Source organism: Micromonospora cynarisoli (assembly GCF_030518815.1).
Classification (GTDB): Bacteria; Actinomycetota; Actinomycetes; order Mycobacteriales; family Micromonosporaceae; genus Micromonospora; species Micromonospora wenchangensis.
On the sequence record NZ_CP130426.1, the window covers coordinates 1,828,565 to 1,849,037 of the forward strand.

Consider the following 20,473-nt stretch of genomic DNA (forward strand, 5'->3'; position numbering starts at 1 on the left):
CAGGGCCTCACGCCCCGGTGGTGGGCAGACCGCGCCACGGCACGGTCGGCACCTGCTCGCCGCCGAGCAGCACGACGCTCGGGTCCAGCCGGGGTGCGGTGATCGTGTTGCCGGCGGCGTCGGGCAGCACCGCCTCCTCGGCCTCGGCCAGCACGGTGACGTGCGCCGGGCCGCCCTCGACCAGGGTGCCGTAGCCCTCGGCGTCCAGGCCGGTCAGCCGGGCCGGCGCGGACGTCACCCGGGGCACGAGCTGCTCCAGGGTCATCCCCATCGCCCGCAGCTTGGCCACGCTGGTGACCAGGTCGAACACCGGGCCACGCCAGTTGCGGGCGCTGGTGTCGGAGGTGACCACGTCGGGCAGGAAGCCCTGCTCGATCGCTGGGCGGGCGACGGCGAAGCTGAGGTTGCTCTTGCCGTGGGCGGATTCGAACAGCACCCCACGCTCGCGGGCGGCGTAGACCTCGGGCAGCACGGTGCCGTCGTCGAGGATGCCGTACGGCTTGCCGGTGTAGCAGTGCGCCACCACGTCGCCGGGGCGCAGCAGGGGCAGGATCACCGGCAGCGGCTCCGGCGTCTCCCCGATGTGGATCATCAGCGGCAGGCCGGCCTCGGCGGCGAGCGCCAGGGAACGCTTGAGCAGCGGACGCCAGTCCAGCCCGACGACGTCCTCGGAGAGCCGGATCTTGAAACCGCGTACCCGGTGCGGGTTCGCCTCGGCCACCGCCAGGGCGTCCTCGGGGACCAGCGTGCCCGGGTTGATCAGCTCACCGAACCGGAAGTCGATCAGGCCGAGGACCGAGACGTTGAGGAAGTTCACCAGCCGCATCCGGGCCGGCTCGGCGACGTACCGCTCGAACGCGGCGAAGGTGGACGCGCCGACGGTGCCGGCGTCGCAGGCGGCGACGACGCCCCGGTGCAGGTGCGCCTCGTCCGGCGGGGCCCCGACCTTGGAGACCTCGGCGAAGATGTGGGTGTGCGCCTCGACCAGGCCGGGCAGCACGTACTGCCCGGCGCAGTCGATCACCTGGTCGGCGGCGGCGGCGAGGCCGGGCGCGATCCGGGCCACCCGGTCGCCGGTCACCGCGACGTCGGCGACCTGACTGGCTCCGGTCTGACCGTCGAACACCTGGCCGCCGGCCAGCACCAGGTCGTACCGCTCGGAATTCTCACTCATGACATCGGGCTCTCTGTGCGAAGCGAGTGGGTCGACGCGTCGACGACGGCCGGCGCGGGGTGGTCCGGGCCCTCGGCACGGAACCGGGTACGCAGGGGCAGCACCCCGGCGACGGTGACCTCCACCAGGTCGCCGGGGCTCAGGAAGCAGCCCCGGTCCTGACCGGTGCCGGTCGGGGTGCCGGTGAGCACCACGTCGCCCGGCTCCAGCACCACGTACCTGGTGATCCAGGCGAGCAGGTCGGGCACCGGGAAGATCAGGTCGGCGGTGCTGGCCTGCTGGCGCAGCTCGCCGTTGACGGTGGTGCGTACGCCGATGGCGTCGCGGTCGGCGACCGCGCCCAGGCCGAGCACGGAGGCGCCCAGGGCGCCGAACCCGGGGAAGCTCTTGGCCAGGGTGGGGTTGCCCGAGGCGGCCATCACGTCCCGGGCGGTCAGGTCGTTGGCGGCGGTGACGGCGGCCAGGTGCGCCCAGACCTGCCCGGCCGGGGTGTGGTGCATCCGGGTGCCGACGACCAGGGCGACCTCGCCCTCGTAGTCGGGCTGGCTGCTCACCGAGCCGGGCAGCGGCACGGTGTCCCCCGGCCCGGAGCCGGCGCTGGGCGACTTCAGGTAGAGCACCGGCTGGGTGGGCAGGGCCCGGCCGGTGGTCCGGGCCTTGCAGTGGTAGTTCAGCCCGACGCCCCACACCGCGCGGGTGGCGGCCAGCGGTGGGCGCAGGTCGCCGACGAGGGTGTCCAGCGGCAGGCGGCGGCGGACCCGGGCCTCGGCGGCGGGGGCGAGCCCCCGGCCGGCGCGCAGCAGGGTGGCCACGTCCGGGGCGGGCAGGTCGAGCAGTTCGACGTCGTCGCCGGTGATCCGGCCCAGCCCGTACCGGGTGGCGACGAGGTGCGCGTCGGTGGGCGCGGGGGCGGTCACGCGGCGTCCGAGGAGTGGCCGGGGACGGTGCCGAGCGCCGGGTTGACCAGCGGGGCCAGGTTGTTGACGGCGGCGGCGGCCTCACCGAAGCCGACCGAGATCAGCCGTACCTTGCCGTCGTAGTCGGTGATGTCGCCGGCGGCGAACACCCGGGGCAGGTTGGTCCGCATCGACCGGTCCACGGCGACGTAGCGGCGGCGCATCTCCAACCCCCACCGCTCCATCGCGCTCAGGTCGGCGATGAAGCCGAGCGCGGCGACCACCGCCTGGGCGGGCAGGGTCTGCCGGCCCTCGCCGCGTACCTCGGCGATCCGTACCGCCTCGACGGTCTGTTCCCCGTCGATCCCGCACACCTCGTACGGGGTGAGCACCCGCACGGTCGACTCGTGCAGCTGGGTGACGCTGCGTTCGTGGGCGCGGAACTGCGGGCGGCGGTGCACCAGGGTGACGCTGCTGGCGTACGGCTCCAGGGCCAGCGCCCAGTCGACGGCGGAGTCGCCGCCGCCGACCACGACGACCTCCTGCCCGGCGAGTTCCTCCAGCCGGGGGACGAAGTAGCGCAGGCCCCGGCCGAGGTGGTCGCTGCCGACGGGGAGTTCGCGGGGGGTGAAGGTGCCGATGCCGGCGGTCAGCAGCACGGCCGCCGCCCGGACCCGGGTGCCGGTGTCGGTGCCGATCAGCACGTGGTCCTCGGCGCAGGTCAGCTCGACCGCGCTCTGCCCGAGCAGGAACGTCGGCTTGGCGGTGGCGGCCTGGGTGAGCAGGGCGTCGACGAGTTCCTGGCCCCGGACGGCGGGCAGCCCGGCGATGTCGTAGATCGCCTTCTCCGGGTAGAGGGCGGCGATCTGCCCGCCGGGCTCGGGCAGGGAGTCGATCACCGCCACGCTCATCCCGCGGAAGCCGGCGTAGTAGGTGGCGTACAGGCCGGCCGGGCCGGCGCCGATGATCGCGAGATCGACCTCGTGCCGCTCAGCCATCAGCTGGCGCTTTCCGCGATGGCCGGGTGGTCGTGGCCGACCCGGCCGATCTTGCGGGCGCCGCCCGGGGTGCCGATCTCGGTGAAGAACTCCGCGTTGATCGGCCCGAACCGGGCCCGGTCGGCGGGCAGGTCGTCGAGGTGGAAGATCGAGGTGACCGGGCAGACCGGCTCGCAGCGCCCGCAGTCGACGCACTCGTCGGGGTTGATGTACATCATCCGGTCGCCCTCGTAGATGCAGTCCACCGGGCATTCCTCGACGCAGGACCGATCCTGTACGTCCACACATTCGTCGGTGACCACGTAGGTCATCGGTCCTCCTGCGGTTCGGTCGGCCGGCCGCATCCGGGCCGTGGCGGCAGGTCCGGGCGCGCCGGCCGATCCGGGGTGCCGGGCCCGTTCCGCGACGTCGCCGGATGCGGGGCGATGTCGTTTGGTGTCAGGCCACGCTAGAGACCCGGCCCAGAGTATGTCAACATACGAGACGTCATCTTGAATGAAGTCACGCTGGCGAGAGGGAGCGGATGGACGACGAGGTACCGGCGCCCCTGCGCCACGCCGCCGCGCGGGCGGTCGACGAGGCCACCCTGGTCGACGCCCTGGCCGCGCTCACCGCGCAGCCCAGCCCGTACGGCCGGGAGCGGGCCACCGCGCACCGGGTCGCCGACTGGGCCACCGGCCGCTGGCCGGAGCTGTCCTGGCGGGTCGACCCGCTGGAGCACACGGCGACCACGCCCGACAGCGCCAACCTGGTCGGCGGCTCCGACCTCGGCGACCACCCCGAACTGCTGATCTACTCGCACCTGGACACCTCACTGACCGGCGGGGCCGAGTTCGACGCCCCGATCACCGGCCGGCACTCCCCCGCCCCGGCGCTGGAACTGTCCGGCCCGGCCGGGGAGGTGGTCAGCGGCTTCGGCCTCGGGGTGGCGCGGGCGGCGGCCGCCGCCGCCCTGGTCGGCTACGCCGCCGCCGCCGAGACCCTCCGGGCCGCCGGCCGGCCGCACCGGCTGACCCTGCTGCTCGCCGCCACCGGCACCCACCGCGACGACCCCACGGCCGGGCCGGAGGACGGCGTCGCGCCGCCCCCCACCACCGGCGGGGTCCTGCACCACCTGCGCGGCCGGCCACGACCGGCCGCCGCGATCGTGGCCAAGACCAGCCCGCCGGGCATCCTCACCGCCGAACCGGGGGCGATGTTCCTGCGGGTACGGCTGTCCAGCGGGTTCCACCCGGCGCTGTTCCGGGACACCGCCACGCCCCCCGGCGGGCTGCTCGCCCACCTCGGCGTGGTCGTCGAGGCGCTGGAGGAGTTCCGCCGGGCCCACCTGGCCCGGCGGGCCGACCCGGACTCCCCGGTCGGGGCGGAACTGGGCCTGGGGGCGGTCCGGGCCGGCCAGCCGGGCAAGCCGGACCTGCTGCCCGGGGTGCTGGACCTGCACCTCTACCTGACCACGGTGCCCGGCGACGACCCGACGCAGATCACCGACGAGCTGCGGGCGACGCTGGCCCGGCGGCTACGCAACACCCCGCTGGCCGACTGCGGGCTGTCCGTGGCCGGCCATCCGGCCCACCCGTCCGCCGCCACCCCGCCCACCGCGCCGATCTGCCGGCATGCCGGCGCCGCCTGGCTCGCCGCGTACGGCCGGCCGCCGGTGCCGCTGCGCGGGTGGACCGGGTCGACCGACGGGGTGGTGCTGCGCGCCCGGGGAGTGCCCACGGTACGCCTGGGCCCGCCGGCGTTACCGCCCGATCCGACCGACCCGCGACGGGACCGGTACGCCCTGCCGGAATTGATGCGTTTTGCCCGGTTGTACGCGGACATCGCGCTGCGCCACCAGCAGCCATCGACAGGCTGACGTGTCATATGCCATGATACTGTCTCACTCTGCGCACAAAGGAATCCAGATGGCGGACGATGCCCCTTCGCCGGTCAAGAGCGCTGACCCCAGCTCACCGGCGATCCAGACCGTGCAGCGCGCGGCGGTCATCCTCAACGCGTTCACGGCGGCACGTCCGCGCCTGAGCCTCAACGAACTCACCGCCAGCCTCGGCACCAGCAAGGCCACCGCGCACCGCTACACCAAGGCGCTGCGGGAGAGCAACCTGCTGCGCTACGACGAGCGGGAGGGACTCTACTCCCTCGGCCCGCAGATCCTGACCCTCTCCGCCGCCGCCCGCGCGGCGATGCCGGTGATCAGCATCGCCGGCCCACGCATGCAGCAACTGGTCCGCGAGATCGACGAGACGGTCGTGCTCAGCGTCTGGGACGGCGACACCGCCGTGGTCGTCCGCGCCGACGACAACACCGACCGGGTGATCCGGGTCAGCGTCCGGACCGGCTCCCGGCTGTCCCGCACCGAATCCGCCCAGGGCAGGGTGTTCTGCGCCTTCCTCCCCGAGGCCGACGTGCCGGGACTGGCCGAGGAGATCGCCGCCTCCGCCGAGCTGCGCCGGGAGATCGAGAAGATCCGGCGGACCGGCATCTCGGCCAACACGCCCTCGGCCAACGGGGTCCGCAGCATCGCCGCGCCGATCTTCCGGGGCAGCACCCTGATCGCCGCCATGGCCATCGTCGGCACCACCACGTCGGTCCCCGAGGGCACCGACAGCACGCTCGCCATCGCCCTGCAACGCGTCGCCGCCCTGGTCACCGCCGAGCTGGGCAGCGGCGGCAACGGCCACCTGCCGGTCAACGGCAACGGCCAGCACCCTGCGGCCGGCGGCAACGGTCACCGCTGACGCAGGCGGGCACCCCGGCCTCAGCCCGCGCCGAGCGCCTCGGACAACTCCCGGGCCACCAACCGCAGACTGTCCGCCGCGGCGGCCTCCACCGCCCCGGACAGCGCCGTGCTGGTGCCCAGCACCGCCAGCGCGGCCACCACCTGGGTCCGCTCGAACACCGGCGCGGCCAGCACGCGCACCCCGAAGTCCTCCGGGGAGTTGACCGCGTAACCGTCCCGGCGGACCTGCTCCACGACGGCCCGCAGGCCCGCCGACAGCCGCAGCTGGCGGGCCACCGCGGGTGCCTCGGTGGCCGACAGGTACGCGCAGAAGACCCGGCCCTGCGCCGAGCGGAGCAGATCCAACGGCGAGCCGGTGCGCACACTGAGCCGCACGTCACCACTGGTGTTGTCCATGCAGCGGACCACCGTCGGCGCCTCACCGTTCCACACGCTGAGCACCGAGGTCTGGTTGGTCAACCGGGTGAGCCGGTCCAGGTGCGGCTCGGCGGCGGTGACGATGGGCAGCGCCGCGCGGGCGGCGGCCTCCATCGCCAACACCTGCGGGCCCAGCGTGTAGGTGGCGGTGGCCGTGTCGAAGCGCAGCAGGTTGGCCGCCCGCAGCGCACGGGCGTACCGGTGCGCGGTGGCCCGGCTGATGGCCAGGTCGGCGGTCAGCTCGGCCAGGGTGAGCCGGGGCCGCTCCACCGAGAACGCCTGGAGGATGGTGGCGGCCCGCTGCACGGTCTGGATCGCCGGCGCGTCACCTGCCGACTCGTCGACTCCGCCCGTCACCGCGCCACCTCGCACTCGCCGTCCGCCGAAAGGCGAACTCTACCGAGCGCGGACCGCATCCGGCGACACGGACACCACCGCCCGCCGAGCGCGGCGGGCTACTCCGGGCCGCCCGCCCCCGAACCGGGGGCGGGCGGCGGTTCGGAGGCACCCGCGAGCTGGCGGTGGACCTCGCCGCTGTCCCAGTAGTCGACCCGGTGGGCGATCAGGCCGTCGGCGTCGACCCGGAACCGGAACACGCCACGGATGCGCACCGGCGCCCGGCCGGCCGAGGCCAGCCGGAACGACATCCGGTACGCCACCGCCGCCCGGTCGGCGTCGGCGAGCAGTTCCTCGACCTCGTAGCGCAGGTCGACGAACTCGGCCAGGAAGCCGTCGAGCCGGGCCCGGTAGCGGGCCCGGCCGACCACCGTCCGGCCGAGGGCGGCGGTGTGCTCGTTGACGAAGTCGACGCTGACGCAGCCGGCGACGGCATCGGCGTCGTGGGCGTTCAACGCCGCCAGGTACCGCTGCACGGCGGCGCGGGTGGACGCTGCGGTCAGCTCCCCCACCGACGCCGCACGGTGTCGAAGACCTGCTGGTCGTGGGAGATCTCGATGACGTTGCCGTCGGGGTCCTTCAGCGCGCAGATGTAGCCGACCGGCGGCGGCATCTGGCGCGGCTCCCAGTGCAGGCAACCCAGCTCGCGGGCCCGCCCGGCGATCTCGTCGACGTCCGAACGCTGCGGCACCTCGATGCCGATGTGCGCGAACGGGTGCAGCAGGCCGAGCTGGCCGCCCTTGTCCTTGTTGAAGGAGACGAGCACCAGCACGAACGGGGTCTCGACCTGCTTGTCGTTGGAGAGCCAGACGCTCTCGCCGTCGGCGTCGGCGAACCGTTCCACGACCACCAGCGGGGTGAGCGTGGTGTAGAACGAGATCGCCTTGTCGAGGTCGCCGGTGGGCAACGCCACGTGCGTCCATCGGGCTTGGGTCAGGCCGGTCGCCACTGTTACCTCCACCGTACCGAAATGTCCATCACTATCGCGTCCACCAGCCTATTCACTCTTTGCCGGCGGGGGCGATGTGCCGGGGACACAAAGCCGGCGGGCCGGCTTCGACGCGCCGGGACGGTGCCGCCGGCCGGCCCGCGTGCCAGCGTGGGGGCACATCGCGTACGGGAGGACGATCGGATCATGCAGTACCGCAGACTGGGTGGGACCGGGGTCGAGGTGAGCACCCTCTGCCTGGGCACCATGATGTTCGGCGCCTGGGGCAACACCGACGAGCAGGAGTGCCACCGGATCGTCGCCGAGGCGCTCGACGCCGGGATCAACCTGGTCGACACCGCCGACGTGTACGCCCACGGCGAGTCCGAGGAGATCCTCGGCCGGGCGCTGCGCGGCCGACGCGACGACGTGGTGCTGGCCACCAAGTTCCACGAGCCGATGGGGGACGACCGCAACAGCCGGGGCAACTCCCGCCGCTGGATCAGGCAGGCGGTGGAGGGCAGCCTGCGCCGGCTGGGCACCGACTGGATCGACCTCTACCAGGTGCACCGCCCCGACCCGCTCACCGACGTCGACGAGACCCTCGGCGCGCTGACCGACCTGGTCCGGGAGGGCAAGGTCCGGATGATCGGCACCTCGGCGTTCCCGGCCGAGCAGATCGTCGAGGCGCAGTGGGTGGCCGAACGCCGGCAGCGGGAACGCTTCACCACCGAACAGCTCGGCTACTCGGTCCTGACCCGGGGCGTCGAGGCCGCCGCCCTGCCCACCAGCGCCCGGTACCGGCTCGGCGTGCTGGTGTTCAGCCCGCTCAACGGCGGCTGGCTGACCGGTAAGTACCGCTCGACGGACGTACCGGCGGACTCCCGCGCCGGGCGCAACGGTGACCACTTCGACTTCCGCGACGCCGCCGCCCGGGACCGCAAGCTCGCCCTGGTCGACGAGCTGGCCACCCTCGCCGATGAGAGCGGCCTGACGCTGATCGACCTGGCGCTCGGCTTCGTGCTGAGCCACCCGGCGGTCACCAGCGCCATCATCGGCCCGCGTACCCTCGCCCAACTGCGCAGCCAACTGCCCGCCGGGGAGCCGGCCGGGCTGCCGGCCGACGTGCTGGACCGGATCGACGAGTTGGTCCGGCCGGGCCACGACGTCAACCCGGCCGACGCCGGCTACCGGCTGCCGGCCCTGACCGACCCGACCCTGCGCCGCCGCCCCTGAGTTTTTGGCGCTGTTGTGCCGATGTGGCGGTGTCGGGACGCTCCGATACCGCCACATCGGCGAAACTGCGGCGGCACCGGGCGGGTGCCGACCCAGGACCCACACGGCGCAGCGACCGCCACCGGAGAAGGGTGGCCGCTGCGCCGTGTGGGCGGACCGGAGTCGGGGAATCCCCCGTCAGGTGGTGCCGCGTTGGAACGGTTGGGCCAGCGCCCGGGGTTCGCGGTGGGTGGTGGCGAACACCAGCATCGCCAGCAGGGCGAGCAGGTAGGGCGCGGCGATCAGCAGCTGCGAGTTCATGGTGACCCCGAGCGCCGGCAGCGCCAGCCGCATCGCGTCGGCCAGGCCGAAGACGACGCAGCCGATCAGGGTCCGGCCGAGCCGCCAGGCCCCGAAGATGACCGCCGCGATGACCAGGTAGCCCCGGCCGGCGGTCATGTTCTGGTTGAACGAGCCGACCTCGCCGACGGCCAGGTACGCCCCGCCGAGACCGGCGAGCAGCCCGCACCACAGCAGCGCCTGCCGCCGTCGCTTGTTGACCTCGATCCCGCTGACGTCGGCGGCCTGCGGGTTCTCCCCCACCGCCCGCAACTCCAGCCCCCACCGGCTGCGCTCGACCAGCCACCAGGTCAGCGGGACCACCGCCAGCAGCAGGTAGACCGGCCAGCGTTGCACGAACAGCATCGGGCCGATGATCGGAATGTCCCGCAGCACCGGGATGTCCACCTGCCAGACCTGGTGGCCGGTGAAGGTGCTCACCGTGATCAGGTAGCTGGTCAGGCCGAGCACCAGCGCGTTGAGCACCAGGCCGACGACGAACGTGTTGATCTGCACCCGGTGCGACAGGATGCCGTGCACGAATGCCACCGCCACCCCGACCAGCGCGCCGGCCACCAGGCCGACGGTGGCGCTGCCGGTGGCGCTGGCGACCGCGATCGACCCGAACGCCGCCCCGAGCATCATCGCCTCGACGGAGATGTTGAGGGTGCCGGCGCGCTGGGCGACGTACTCCCCGCAGGCGGCGAAGGCCAGGGGCACGGTGAGCCGCGCCCCGCTGGAGAGGATGGTGGCGATGTTGTCGGCGGCGCTCATGCCAACCTGCCTTCCATGGCGTCCTTGGTGCCGGCGGTCCCGGCGTCGCCGGGGTCCGCCGATTCCGGCGCGGTGCCGCGGCGGGGACGGGGCACCGACGCGGTCGGGGTGGCCGGGGCCGGCGGGTCGGTCGGCTCCGGCGAGGCCACCGCGGCGACCGGGGTGGTGGGGGCGACCGGGGTGGTGGGGGTGGTGGGGGCCGCCGGCTGGTCGGCCAGGCGACGTCGGCGCAGCATGCCGATCACCACCGGCGGTGCGACGAACGCCAGCACCAGCAGTGCCTTGACCACGTCGACCAGGAACGACGGCACGCCGGTGGCGGCAAGGAAGCTGCCGCCGGCCCGCAGCACGCCGAACAGCACCGCCACCGGGATGGCCAGCAGCGGGTTGTTCCGGGCGACCAGGGCGACCAGCAGGCCGTCCCAGCCGATGTTGAGCGACATCCCCGGCTGCAACCGGTTGGTCCCGACCGGGCTGGTCAGCAGCAGCGCGCCGGCCAGGCCGGCCAGCGCCCCGGAGATCGCCAGGGCGATGCCGCCGAGGGCGCCGACCCGCACGCCCGCGTGCCGGGCCGCCGCCGGGTTGAGGCCGACCATCTTCAACCGGAAACCCCACCGGGTACGCGCCATCACCAGCGCCAGCACGACCGCCACCACGACGGCCAGGACCAGACCCCCGTTGAGCTGGAGGTTCGGGTAGTCGCCGAGGGAGGCGAGCCGGGCGTTCTCGGGCACCGGGTTGGACTGCGGGGAGAGCGTGCCCCGGCCGAGCCGGGACTCCTGGAGCAGCCACGGGGTGTTCACCGCGAACGAGATGAGCTGCTGGGCGAGGAACGTCATCAGCATCGTGCTAACCACGACGTTGACGCCCCGGAACCGGTACATCAGCGCGCTGAGCCCGGCCCAGACGCCAGCGCCGACCACCGAGGCGAGCAGCACCAGGACCAGCAGCAGCGGTCCGGGTACGGCCAGCCGCAGGCCGACCCACGCGCCGGCGAGCGCGCCGATCAGGACCTGCCCCTCCTGGCCGATGTTGAAGAAGCCGGAGCGGGCGCTGACACAGGCCCCGACGGCGACCAGCAGCAGCGGCGCGACGTACAGCAGGGAGGTGGACCAGGCCGCCGGGGTGGCCATGCTGCCCTGGTAGAGGGCCTTGGTGGAGGCGGTCGGCGAGCCGCCGGTGACCGCGATCAGCAGGGCCGACAGGCCGAGCGCGACGCCCACCGTGGCGACGGTGGCGAGGCCGACCTGCCAGCCGCCGGGGCCGGGGTTGAGCCGGCGCAGCAGCCGCTGGCCGGTGCCGTCGATACCGAGGGTGGCCATCAGTGACTCACCCCGCCGACCAGCATGCCGAGCCGCTCGGCGGTGGCCTCGGCGGTGGGGAGCACCCCGACGATCCGGCCGGAGGAGATCACCGCGATCCGGTTGGCCAGGGCCATCACCTCCTCCAACTCCGTGGAGATCAGCAACACCGCCACCCCTTCCGCGGCGGCCTGCCGCAGCCGCACGTACATGTCTTCGATCGCGCCGACGTCCAGCCCGTGGGTCGGTTGGGCCGCGACCAGCGCCTTCGGCCCGGCGGACAGCTCCCGGGCGAGCACCACCCGCTGCTGGTTGCCGCCGGAGAGGCTGCGCAGCGGGGTGTCCGGCGAGGGCGCCACGATGTTGAACTCGGCCATCTGCCGCTGGGCGATCCGGTGCATCCTGCGTCGGCTGAGCACCCCGCGTGCGGTGACCCCGGCGAGGGACTTCATCACCAGGTTCTCGGCGACGCTCATGTCGAGCACCACGCCGGAGTGGTGCCGGTCCTCGGGCACGATGCCGAGCCCTGCGGTGTGCAGCGCGCCGGGCCGGACCAGGTCGACCGGCCGGCCGTCGAGCTCGACGGTGCCGGAGTCGGGGACGAGCAGCCCGGACAGCAGTTCACCGACGGTGGCCTGGCCGTTGCCCTCGACCCCGTACAGGCCGACGATCTCGCCGGGGGCGACGTCGAGGCTGAGCTTGTCCAGCACCGGCAGGCCGCCGACGAGCAGGGTCACCTCGCGCAGCCGCAGCGCCGGCCGTTGCGGCGTCGTCGGGTTCCCGGCCGCGGGGGCGACGCCCTCGACCGGTTCGGGACGCTCCACCGGCAGCAGGCCCAGCGCCGCGCTCTCGGACTGCAACGACACCTCCCGGCCGACCATCTGCCTGGCGAGTTGCTGGGCGGTGGTGTCCTTCGTCGCGCCGTGGAACGCCACCGCACCGCGCCGCAGCACGGTCACCCGGTCGGTGGCCGCCATGATCTCGGCGAGTTTGTGGCTGATCAGGATGACCGCCCGCCGTTCCGCCTGCACCACCCGGCGCAGCACGGTGAACAGTTCCGCCGACTCGGCCTGGGTGAGCACCGAGGTCGGCTCGTCCAGGATCAGGACGGACGGGTCGCGGCGCAGGCACTTGATCAGCTCGACCCGCTGCCGTTCCCCGGCGGAGAGCCGGTCGATGCGGGCGTGCGGGTCGATGGGCAGCCCGTACCGGCGGGACACCTCCTCGACCTGGGCGCAGGCCGCCGCCCGGTCGATCCGCCCGGTGTCGCCGAGGATGACGTTCTCCCAGACGGTGAGCGGTTCGATCAGGCTGAAGTGCTGGTGCACCATGCCCAGGCCGAGGTCGGCGGCGACCTGCGGACTGTCGATCTCGACCGGTTCGGTGCCGCGCGTGATGGTGCCGGCGTCGCGGTGTACCAACCCGAGCAGGATCTTCATCAGGGTCGACTTTCCGGCCCCGTTCTCGCCGAGCAGGCCGTGGATCTCGCCGGGTCGTACGGCGAGATCCACGGCGTCGCAGGCGACAACCGAACCGTAACGCTTGCTGACCCCGCGCAGGGTGAGAGCCGGCGTCAGCTGGTCGTCAACGTCCACAGTCCGTTACACCTCGTTGGTCGTCGGGCAGCGGGGGTCAGGAGCCGAGCTTGGCGACCGTCGCGGCGGTGTCGGTCTTGCCGCTGGCCACGTCGGCGACGAAGGCGTCCATCTTCTGGGTCTGCTCAGGGGTCGGCTTGCAGATCTTGACGGCCGGGAACGGGTCCTTGCCCAGCTCCCACTTCTTGGTGGTGCCGAGGGTCATCTCACCCTTGGCGAACAGCTCCAGCGCGGCGGCGAAGTACGCGCCCGGGTCGAAGATGACCGAGATGTCGAAGCGCGGGTCGGTCGAGTCGCACCGGTCGGTGCCCGGGGTCAGGGTGAGCGCGCCACCGGTGTTGGCCAGCTTGGCAGCCGCGTCGGTGGCCCCGCCCAGGTACGGGTAGACGACCTTGACGCCCTGGCTGATCTGCGCCTGGACGGCCTCCCGGGCCTTCGCCGAGTCGTTGAAGTCACCGGTGTAGGTGGTCACCAGCGTCGCGTTCGGCACCACCATCCGGATGCCCGCCTTGTACGCCTTGGCGGCGTTGACCGAGAAGTCGGCCTCCATGCCGGTGACGAAACCGGCCTTGGTGGCGTTCTTCGCCTGCATGACCAGGCCGGTGGCGTACCCGGCGGCGAGCATGCTCTGGTTGGGGTCGTCGCTGGACAGCGTCACCCTGGGCGTCTGCGGGATGTTCTCCGACGACGGCACGTACCAGGAGGTCTTGGCGCAGACCGGCTCCTCGGAGGCCGGGATGGCGTCCTTGAGCTCGGAGGCCCCGAGCGCCACCAGGTCCACGCCCTGCTGACACAGCGCGCGGGCGGCGCTGAGCGCCTCGGTCGGCGGCACGTTGCCGCGCTTGATGACCTGCCAGCCCTTCTCGGTGGCGAACTTCTCGGCACCGATCACGAAGCTCTCGTAGTAGCCGTTGTCGTTGATGTCGCCGGGGCTGAGCACGCCGATGACGACCTTGCCGTCACCGTTGGCGTCGGGCTGCCCGGCGGGGGCCGTACCGCCGCTGGCGGAGCCGGCCGCCGACGGCGCGGTCGCGTCGTTGCTCGCGCAACCGACCAGGGCGAACCCCAGCGCCCCGGCGAGCAGCGCCGCCGGACCCCGACCAATCCTCATTGTCATGGTGCTTTCCCTTCACGTGGGGTCGGCGCGCCGCCCGGCACGGACCGGCGCGCGGAGTACTCGGTCGCTGGCACGCTGGGCCAGCGAGGGGGGACGTCGATGCCGGCCCGGCGCAGCAGGGCGGCCCGACGCTGGGCGGCCTCCTCGCGCAGGGCGTCGACGTCGACGGTGGTGACCCGCCGGTCGCGGACCACCAGCCGGCCGTCGACCAGGACGTCCCGGACGGTGTGCCCGGCCGCGCCCCAGACGAGCTGGGTGGGCAGGTCACCGCGCGGGGTCCAGGGGAGGGTCCGGGTGTCGAGCAGCACCAGGTCGGCGGCCTTGCCGACCTCGATCGAGCCGGTCTGCGTCCCGAGCCCGACGGCGGCGGCACCGTCGACGGTGGCCAGGGCGAAGACCTCGTCGGCGCGCAGCGGGTCGGGGACGCCCCGGTCCCGCTCCAGGCCGGCGAAGAGTCGGGCGGCCCGCCACAGGTCGGGGGTGTCCCCGGCGTTGTGCGAGTCGCAGCCCAGCGCGAGCCGACCGCCGGCCCGGTGCAGCGCGGTGTGCCGGCCGGCCCGGGTGAAGCCCTGGCCGAGCCGCAGGTAGGCGCCCGGGCAGGAGGCGACGGCGGTGCCGGTCTCGACGAGCGCGTCGACCTCAGCGTCGTCGAGCCAGACCGCGTGGCCGAGCAGCAGCCGGGGGCCGAGCACGCCGAGGTCGGCCAGGTGGCGTACCGGCCGGGCCCGACCGGCGGCGGCGTAGGCGGCGGCGTCCTCGGGTCCTGGCGACAGGTGCCAGGTCATCGGCACGTCGAGCCGCTCGGCGAGGTCCGCCGCGCCGGTGAACAGCGCGTCGCTGACCAGGTCGTGCCCGACCAGGGTGATCCAGCCGGTGACCAGCGGGTCGCCGGCCAGGGCGGCGACGGTCTCGGCCTGCACGGCGAGGGTGTCGGCGGCCGGCCGGGCGTACGGCGCGTTCTCGGCGTCCCAGCCCCAGCCGCCGACCCGGGCCCGGATGCCGGCGGTGCGCAGCCCGGCGGCGACCCGCAGCGGGTGCGCCACCGTCCCGGGTTCCAGCAGGGTGGTGACCCCGTAGCTGAGCGACTCGACGGCGGTGAGGGTGGCCGACAGTTCGTCGTCGTCGCCGGTGACCGCGGCGTGCAGCGGCACGATCCAGTCGAAGATCGCCTCTCGGGCCGGCACGTCGTCGGGGATGCTGCTGCGCACCAGCGGGTCGGCGGTGCTGTGCTGGTGGGCGTTGACCAGGCCGGGGACGACCACGCAGCCGGTGGCGTCGAGTTCGGGGCTGCCCGGGTACGCCGCGCGCAGCGTCGCCGCCGGCCCGATCGCGGCGATCCGACCGTCGACCACGGCGATCGTGCCGGCGGGGACGACCGCCCGGTCGGGGGCCATGGTGACGATCTCGGCGTCGACGATCAGCAGGTCTGCCGGGCGCGGGTCGGCGGTGGCCGCCGTCGGGATGGTGGTCATGGCCGGACGAGGATCTTGCCGACGAGGTCACCGGACTCCTGCCGGGCGTACGCCTCGGCCAGGTCGGCCAGCGGGTACTCCGCGCCCCGCAGCACCCGCAGGCCACCGGTGAAGTAGGCGTCGAGCATGTCGGCGAAGTCGGCCGGGCGGTACGCCCCAGCGCCGAGCAGGCGCAGCCCCCGCCGGTAGACGTCGGAGAGGGAGAAGCTGACCTGGTCGCCCGTGGTGTTGCCGAGCAGCACGACCCGGCCGCCGGTGCGCAGGCTCGCCAGCGAGGTGGCCCAGGTGGCGGTGCCGACGTGGTCGACGACCAGGTCGACGCCGTGGCCGTCGGTGTGCTCCCGCACCCGCTCGACGGTGTGCTCGTCGAGGTCGAGCACGTCCGCGCCGAGGTCGGCGGCGACGGCCCGTTTGGCCTCGGTACGCGCCACGGCGAGCACCCGGGCGCCGGCCCGGCGGGCGAGTTGGATGGCGGCGATGCTGACCGCGCTCGTGGCGGCCTGCACCAGCACCCACTCCCCGGTGCGGACGGCGCCGACGCGGTGCACGGCGTGCCAGCCGAGGCTCCAGGCGGTGGGCAGCGCGGCGGCCTCGGCGAGGTCGACGTGGGCGGGCACCCGGTGCACGACGGTGGCGGGGACGGTGACGTACTCGGCGAAGCCGCCGGGCCGGTTCCCGCCGACCACGGCCAGCGTGGCGCAGTAGCCCGGTTGGCCGTTCTTGCAGGTGGCGCAGGCTCCGCAGCCGATGGTCGGGTCGATCAGCACCCGGTCGCCGGGGCGTACCGTGGTGACCTGCGGCCCGACGGCGCTGACCTGGCCGGCGACGTCCATGCCGCCCGTGTGGGGCAGGGTGAAGCCGGGGAGCAGGGCGGTGTGCCGCTGGAGCACGTCGAGGCGGTTGAGGGCGGCGGTGTGCACCCGGACGACCACGTCGGCCGGGCCCGGCTCGGGGTCGGGCAGGTGCCGCAGGCTCAGCACCTCGGGCCCGCCGAAACCGGTCTGGACCATCGCCCGCATAGCAACCTCCCCCATGGTCTACCAGTCAATATGGCGTCTTGCATTGTGATTCTCGCTGCTTGGGGTCGTACTCTGCCTGCGGGGCGGCGGCGTGTCAACGGCTTGCCGCAAAAGAGGCGGAACGGTTAACGAAGCCGGGCGTCCAGGCTGCTCACAGGCCACCCACCAGGGGATCAACCGGCCTCGGACGCGGCCAGCAGATCCCGGGCGACAAGCGCCGTACGCAGCACCGCGACCGTCTGCGGGTCGAGCGGATCGACCCCCAGCAGCCGCTTGATCAGGCCGACCCGGTAGCCCACCGAGTTGCGGTGCAGGTGCAGCCGTTCGCTCACCGCCTGCCGGCTGCCCCCGGTGGCCAACCAGCAGTCCAGGGTGCGCAGCAGGTCGTCGCGGTGGGCGATCGGCCCCAGGTGCCGGTGCACGTACCAGCGCAGCCGCTCGTCCGGCACCGCCAGCAGGACCTGCGCCAGGCCGGCCTGCCCGAACGGCAGCTCGGACCGCCCGTCCGACGAGCGCAGCAGCAGCCGCAGCAGCCGGTCCGCGTCGCGGAACGAGGCCGCCGTCCGGGCCGGCCCGGTCACCAGCGGCCCGGCGACCACCCGGACCTGCCCGGGGCCGACGATCTGGTCCAGCCGGGCCCGCAGCCGGCTCACCTCGCGCTCGACGTCACCGTGCAGCAGGGTCCAGGCCAGCCGCCCCTCGGCCAGCACCGGCCGGTCCAGCCAGCTCAGCGCGGACGCCCAGCGGCGCTGCTGCTCCCCGGTGTACGCGATCCCGGCGACGGCGTGCGGCTGGTCCAGCCGCCAACCGTGCGTCGCACCGGCCCGCAGCAGTTCCGCCTCGCCCATCCGGGGCACGGACGGCGATCCGGCCGGCCCGCCGGGGCCGTCGCGCAGGGCCCGCAGCACCGTCGGGGCGTCCCGCACGGCGGGCGGCGGCGACTCGTGCCGGACCGCCTCGATCAACAGCGCGGTGGTCGCCGCCGCCGCCAGTTCCCACTGCCCGGTCGAGACCGGCTCGGCCAGCAGCAACGCGCCGATCCGCCGGGGCCCCGCGCCGACCGCCACCGCCCGGCCGGTCCACCCGTCGGCGCAGCGGACCGTGGCCGGCACGCCTCCCGGCGGCCCCGCCCCGCCGGCCCGACCGGCGGCCAGGGCGCGGCGGACGTCGTCCGGCGCGGCGTCGCGCCCCGGACCGGCCGTGCCGTCGCTGTCGGCGAGCAACTCCCCCGTCTCGGCCACCAGCCGGCACGCCGCGCCGGTCCGCTCCGCCACCGCAGCCAGCAGCTCCGGCCAGCCGGCGCCGCCGAACGCGAGTTCGGCGAGCCACTGGGCGAACGCGGCCGGTGGTGGCGCGGCGGCGACGGCCAGCCGTGGGCGGGCCGCCGCCAGCTCACCCGATCGGCTCACGCCGACGGTCGGTCGAGCAGCCGGACCGCGACGGCCTTCTCCTGGGTGTACTCGCGCAGCGCCGCGTAGCCGCCGCCCCGACTGAAGCCGCTCTCCTTCTGCATGTTGAACGGGAAGCCGATCACCCCGGCGTCGTGGAACTGGTTGACCGCGACCTGCCCGGCGCGGGCCTGCCCGGCCACCCGCAGCGCCCGGGAGACGTCGCTGGTCCAGATGCAGGCCAGCAGGCCGAAGTCGGTGCCGTTCATCAGGGTCACCGCCTCGTCCACGCCCCGGAAGCCCTGCACCGCCAGCACCGGGCCGAAGACCTCCTCGCGGGCCAGCCGCATGTCCGAGTCGACCTGGTCGAAGACGGTGGGGGCGACGTACCAGCCGTCGTCGAACGCGGCGGTGGCCGGCTCGCCGCCCACGACCAGCCGGGCCCCGGCGGCCGGGGCCTCGGCCAGGAACCCCCGGACCCGCTCGTACTGGGCCTGGCTGACCAGCGGGCCCATGTCCAGGTCCTGGTCCCAGGGACCGGTCCGGATGGCCGCCATCCCGGCGGCGACCCGCTCGACCACCTCCGCCCGGATCGACTCCTCGACCAGCAGCCGGGAGCCGGCGTAGCAGTTCTGCCCGGCGTTCTCGGTGATCGAGGCGATGATCGCCGGGATCGCCGCGTCCAGGTCGGCGTCGGCGAAGACCACGTTCGGGGACTTGCCCCCCAGCTCCAGCTTGACCGGGACGAGATGCTGCGCCGCGGCGCGCATGACGGACCGGCCGGTCACCGTCGAGCCGACGAAGCTGATGTGGTCGATGTCGGCGTGCCCGGTGAGCGCCACCCCGGCCTCGGGGCCGAGGCCGGTGACCACGTTCAGCACGCCCGGCGGCAGGCCGGCCCGGCGGCCCAGCTCGGCCAGCGCGAACGGCGACAACGGCGCGACCTCGGACGGCTTCAGCACCACCGTGTTGCCGGCGGCCAGCGCCGGGGCGACGTTGGCGGCGGTGAGCACGGCCGGCACGTTCCACGGGATGATCACCGCGCAGACGCCGTACGGCTCGGGCCGGGTGTAGCCGAAGTAGTCGGGCGTACGGGTGGGCAGGGTGACGCCGGTGAGCTTGTCGGCGGCCCCGGCGAAGTAGTCGACGATGCCCTGGGCGATGTACATGTTGAGCCGCCCGCCGGAACGGGGTTTGCCCACGTCACGCGCCTCGTACGCGGCGAGCTCCTCGACGTGCTCGCCGATCAGCGCGGCCCAGCGGCGCAGGATCGCGCCGCGCTCGCTGGGCGAGGTGGCCGCCCAGCCGGGGGCGGCCCGGCGGGCGGCGGCGACGGCGTGGTCGACGTCGACCGCGCGGGCGCGGGCCACCGACTGGATGGTCTCCCGGGTGGCGGGATCGAGCACCGGCAGCTCACCGCCGTCGGCGGCGGCGGTCCAGTCGCCGTCGACGAGTTGGCGGGCGGCGGGAATGTCCAGGTCAGCCATGTGCGAATCCTTGACCCTTCACGTTTCGCATGTCAAGATGCAATCTCGCTTTATGAGTCACTAGGAGGGCGCGTGCGGATCACAGCGGCGGTGCTGGAGAACGCGGGAGGGCCGTTCACCCTCCAGCAGATCGACCTCGCCGACCCGGGACCGGACGAGGTGCTGGTCCGGGTGCACAGCGTCGGGATCTGCGCCACCGACCTGGAGTTCGCCAACTTCTTCCCCACCCCGGCGGTGCTCGGCCACGAGGGCAGCGGGGTCGTCGAGCAGGTCGGCGAGCGGGTCACCGGCGTCGCCCCGGGTGACCACGTCGCGATGAGCTTCACCTCCTGCGGCGACTGCCCGCTGTGCCGGGGCGGAAACCCCGCCTACTGCCGCCGCTTCGACGCGGTCAACTTCACCGGCCGGCGGCCGGACGGCAGCTCGGCACTGTCCCGCGACGGACAACCGGTCAACGGCCACTTCCTGGGCCAGTCGTCGTTCGCCAGTCACGTGGTCGCCCCCGCCCGCGCGGTGGTGCCGATCAGCAAGGAGATCGACCTGGGCGTGGTCGGCCCGTTCGGATGCGGGTTCGGCACCGGCGCCGGCGCGGTGCTCAACGTGCTGCGCCCGGAGGTCGGGTCCTCGCTGGTGGTCTTCGGCGCGGGCGCGGTGGGCGTGGCGGCGATCCTGGCCGCCCGGGTGGCCGGCTGCGCCGTCGTCGCCGCCGTCGACGTCAACGCCGGCAAGCTCGACACGGCCCGGCTGCTCGGCGCGACCCACGGGGTGAACTCCACCGACGGCGACCCGCGCGAACTGCTGACCGCGATCGCCCCGCACGGCTTCGACGTCGCGATCGACACCACGGGCCGGGAGGACGTGCTGCGGCTCGCGGTCGAGTCGCTCGGCCCACTCGGCCGGTGCGGCGTGGTCGGGATCGGCCCGAGCGAGCAGATGAGCTTCGAGTGGCGCAGCGTGCTCAACGGTCGCAGCATCACCGGCATCATCGGCGGCAGCAGCCTGCCGCAGGTCTTCCTGCCCAGGCTGCTGGACCTGCACGCCGCCGGCAACTTCCCGGTGGACCGCCTGATCACCCGGTTCCCCTTCGCGCAGATCAACGAGGCGGTGGCGGCGCTGCGCTCCGGCGAGGTCGGCAAGGCCGTCCTGACCCTCTGACCGGGGACGACGCCGGCCCGGAGCATTCCGCCGGACCACCCCATCGACAGTTTTGTATC

Annotated in this window: 19 protein-coding genes; 4 read left to right on the plus strand and 15 right to left on the minus strand. The window is 73.9% G+C overall.

Annotated elements, in window-relative coordinates; all coding sequences use genetic code 11:
* Positions 1-7: 7 nt before the first annotated feature.
* From Q2K16_RS07575 to fdxA, 4 genes are read right to left on the minus strand one after another with little or no spacing between them, the layout of a single operon-like run.
* Positions 8-1,174: a hypothetical protein gene (locus Q2K16_RS07575; RefSeq protein WP_302744371.1), complete on the minus strand. Its 1,167-nt coding sequence runs from the start codon at positions 1,172-1,174 to the stop codon at positions 8-10.
* Positions 1,171-2,091 (minus strand): fumarylacetoacetate hydrolase family protein, encoded by a 921-nt coding sequence (locus tag Q2K16_RS07580; protein WP_302744373.1) that lies wholly within the window; start codon positions 2,089-2,091, stop codon positions 1,171-1,173. Before Q2K16_RS07580 ends, Q2K16_RS07575 begins: the two co-directional genes overlap by 4 nt.
* Entirely contained in the window at positions 2,088-3,068 is a 981-nt protein-coding gene (locus Q2K16_RS07585) for an NAD(P)/FAD-dependent oxidoreductase (protein ID WP_302744374.1), read from the minus strand. Before Q2K16_RS07585 ends, Q2K16_RS07580 begins: the two co-directional genes overlap by 4 nt.
* A complete protein-coding gene (fdxA, locus tag Q2K16_RS07590; RefSeq protein WP_088647241.1) occupies positions 3,068-3,379 on the minus strand; it encodes a ferredoxin in 312 nt (103 codons plus the stop codon). The genes Q2K16_RS07585 and fdxA overlap by 1 nt, the downstream gene beginning before the upstream one ends.
* A gap of 212 nt (positions 3,380-3,591) precedes the next feature.
* Between fdxA and Q2K16_RS07595 the strand changes: the two genes are divergently transcribed.
* Positions 3,592-4,926 carry a zinc-binding metallopeptidase family protein gene (locus Q2K16_RS07595; RefSeq protein WP_302744375.1) on the plus strand — a complete coding sequence of 445 codons (1,335 nt, stop codon included), beginning with the start codon at positions 3,592-3,594 and terminating at the stop codon, positions 4,924-4,926.
* A 49-nt stretch (positions 4,927-4,975) separates the two neighbouring features.
* Positions 4,976-5,809 carry an IclR family transcriptional regulator gene (locus Q2K16_RS07600; protein ID WP_302744377.1) on the plus strand — a complete coding sequence of 278 codons (834 nt, stop codon included), beginning with the start codon at positions 4,976-4,978 and terminating at the stop codon, positions 5,807-5,809.
* Positions 5,810-5,829: 20 nt separating this feature from the next.
* On the opposite strand, the gene Q2K16_RS07605 is transcribed toward Q2K16_RS07600, so the two are convergent.
* The 3 genes from Q2K16_RS07605 to Q2K16_RS07615 form a co-directional block, all read right to left on the minus strand.
* Positions 5,830-6,585: an IclR family transcriptional regulator gene (locus tag Q2K16_RS07605; RefSeq protein WP_302744378.1), complete on the minus strand. Its 756-nt coding sequence runs from the start codon at positions 6,583-6,585 to the stop codon at positions 5,830-5,832.
* A gap of 98 nt (positions 6,586-6,683) precedes the next feature.
* Positions 6,684-7,136 (minus strand): nuclear transport factor 2 family protein, encoded by a 453-nt coding sequence (locus Q2K16_RS07610; protein WP_302744379.1) that lies wholly within the window; start codon positions 7,134-7,136, stop codon positions 6,684-6,686.
* Positions 7,124-7,573, minus strand: coding sequence for a VOC family protein (locus Q2K16_RS07615; protein WP_168222467.1), 450 nt, complete (start codon positions 7,571-7,573; stop codon positions 7,124-7,126). Before Q2K16_RS07615 ends, Q2K16_RS07610 begins: the two co-directional genes overlap by 13 nt.
* Positions 7,574-7,759: 186 nt before the next feature.
* Between Q2K16_RS07615 and Q2K16_RS07620 the strand changes: the two genes are divergently transcribed.
* Positions 7,760-8,788, plus strand: a complete 1,029-nt coding sequence (locus Q2K16_RS07620) for an aldo/keto reductase (RefSeq protein WP_302744381.1) — start codon at positions 7,760-7,762, stop codon at positions 8,786-8,788.
* Between the two features lie 177 nt (positions 8,789-8,965).
* On the opposite strand, the gene Q2K16_RS07625 is transcribed toward Q2K16_RS07620, so the two are convergent.
* The 8 genes from Q2K16_RS07625 to Q2K16_RS07660 form a co-directional block, all read right to left on the minus strand.
* A complete protein-coding gene (locus tag Q2K16_RS07625) occupies positions 8,966-9,880 on the minus strand; it encodes an ABC transporter permease (RefSeq protein WP_302744382.1) in 915 nt (304 codons plus the stop codon).
* On the minus strand, positions 9,877-11,202 hold the full coding sequence (locus Q2K16_RS07630; protein WP_302744384.1) for an ABC transporter permease: 1,326 nt from the start codon (positions 11,200-11,202) through the stop codon (positions 9,877-9,879). Before Q2K16_RS07630 ends, Q2K16_RS07625 begins: the two co-directional genes overlap by 4 nt.
* The gene (locus Q2K16_RS07635; RefSeq protein WP_302744386.1) at positions 11,202-12,776 is read right to left on the minus strand and encodes an ABC transporter ATP-binding protein; all 1,575 of its coding nucleotides are present in this window, start codon (positions 12,774-12,776) and stop codon (positions 11,202-11,204) included. Before Q2K16_RS07635 ends, Q2K16_RS07630 begins: the two co-directional genes overlap by 1 nt.
* Before the next feature lie 37 nt (positions 12,777-12,813).
* The gene (locus tag Q2K16_RS07640; RefSeq protein WP_302744388.1) at positions 12,814-13,893 is read right to left on the minus strand and encodes a BMP family ABC transporter substrate-binding protein; all 1,080 of its coding nucleotides are present in this window, start codon (positions 13,891-13,893) and stop codon (positions 12,814-12,816) included.
* Positions 13,890-15,365: an amidohydrolase family protein gene (locus Q2K16_RS07645; protein WP_302744389.1), complete on the minus strand. Its 1,476-nt coding sequence runs from the start codon at positions 15,363-15,365 to the stop codon at positions 13,890-13,892. The genes Q2K16_RS07640 and Q2K16_RS07645 overlap by 4 nt, the downstream gene beginning before the upstream one ends.
* Positions 15,362-16,384, minus strand: a complete 1,023-nt coding sequence (locus tag Q2K16_RS07650) for a zinc-binding dehydrogenase (protein WP_302744390.1) — start codon at positions 16,382-16,384, stop codon at positions 15,362-15,364. The genes Q2K16_RS07645 and Q2K16_RS07650 overlap by 4 nt, the downstream gene beginning before the upstream one ends.
* A 173-nt stretch (positions 16,385-16,557) precedes the next feature.
* A complete protein-coding gene (locus Q2K16_RS07655; protein ID WP_302744391.1) occupies positions 16,558-17,793 on the minus strand; it encodes a PucR family transcriptional regulator in 1,236 nt (411 codons plus the stop codon).
* Positions 17,790-19,259 (minus strand): aldehyde dehydrogenase family protein, encoded by a 1,470-nt coding sequence (locus Q2K16_RS07660; RefSeq protein WP_302744392.1) that lies wholly within the window; start codon positions 19,257-19,259, stop codon positions 17,790-17,792. Before Q2K16_RS07660 ends, Q2K16_RS07655 begins: the two co-directional genes overlap by 4 nt.
* A 72-nt stretch (positions 19,260-19,331) precedes the next feature.
* Here Q2K16_RS07660 and Q2K16_RS07665 point away from each other — a divergent pair, with 72 nt between their 5' ends.
* The gene (locus Q2K16_RS07665; RefSeq protein WP_302744393.1) at positions 19,332-20,414 is read left to right on the plus strand and encodes an NAD(P)-dependent alcohol dehydrogenase; all 1,083 of its coding nucleotides are present in this window, start codon (positions 19,332-19,334) and stop codon (positions 20,412-20,414) included.
* Positions 20,415-20,473 lie beyond the last annotated feature (59 nt).

Coding starts and splice junctions, on each gene's coding strand:
- Q2K16_RS07575 (WP_302744371.1), bottom strand. CDS start 1,174: ATGAGTGAGAATTCCGAGCGGTACGACCTGGTGCTGGCCGGCGGCCAG.
- Q2K16_RS07585 (WP_302744374.1), bottom strand. CDS start 3,068: ATGGCTGAGCGGCACGAGGTCGATCTCGCGATCATCGGCGCCGGCCCG.
- fdxA (WP_088647241.1), bottom strand. CDS start 3,379: ATGACCTACGTGGTCACCGACGAATGTGTGGACGTACAGGATCGGTCC.
- Q2K16_RS07595 (WP_302744375.1), top strand. CDS start 3,592: ATGGACGACGAGGTACCGGCGCCCCTGCGCCACGCCGCCGCGCGGGCG.
- Q2K16_RS07600 (WP_302744377.1), top strand. CDS start 4,976: ATGGCGGACGATGCCCCTTCGCCGGTCAAGAGCGCTGACCCCAGCTCA.
- Q2K16_RS07620 (WP_302744381.1), top strand. CDS start 7,760: ATGCAGTACCGCAGACTGGGTGGGACCGGGGTCGAGGTGAGCACCCTC.
- Q2K16_RS07625 (WP_302744382.1), bottom strand. CDS start 9,880: ATGAGCGCCGCCGACAACATCGCCACCATCCTCTCCAGCGGGGCGCGG.
- Q2K16_RS07630 (WP_302744384.1), bottom strand. CDS start 11,202: ATGGCCACCCTCGGTATCGACGGCACCGGCCAGCGGCTGCTGCGCCGG.
- Q2K16_RS07640 (WP_302744388.1), bottom strand. CDS start 13,893: ATGACAATGAGGATTGGTCGGGGTCCGGCGGCGCTGCTCGCCGGGGCG.
- Q2K16_RS07645 (WP_302744389.1), bottom strand. CDS start 15,365: ATGACCACCATCCCGACGGCGGCCACCGCCGACCCGCGCCCGGCAGAC.
- Q2K16_RS07650 (WP_302744390.1), bottom strand. CDS start 16,384: ATGCGGGCGATGGTCCAGACCGGTTTCGGCGGGCCCGAGGTGCTGAGC.
- Q2K16_RS07660 (WP_302744392.1), bottom strand. CDS start 19,259: ATGGCTGACCTGGACATTCCCGCCGCCCGCCAACTCGTCGACGGCGAC.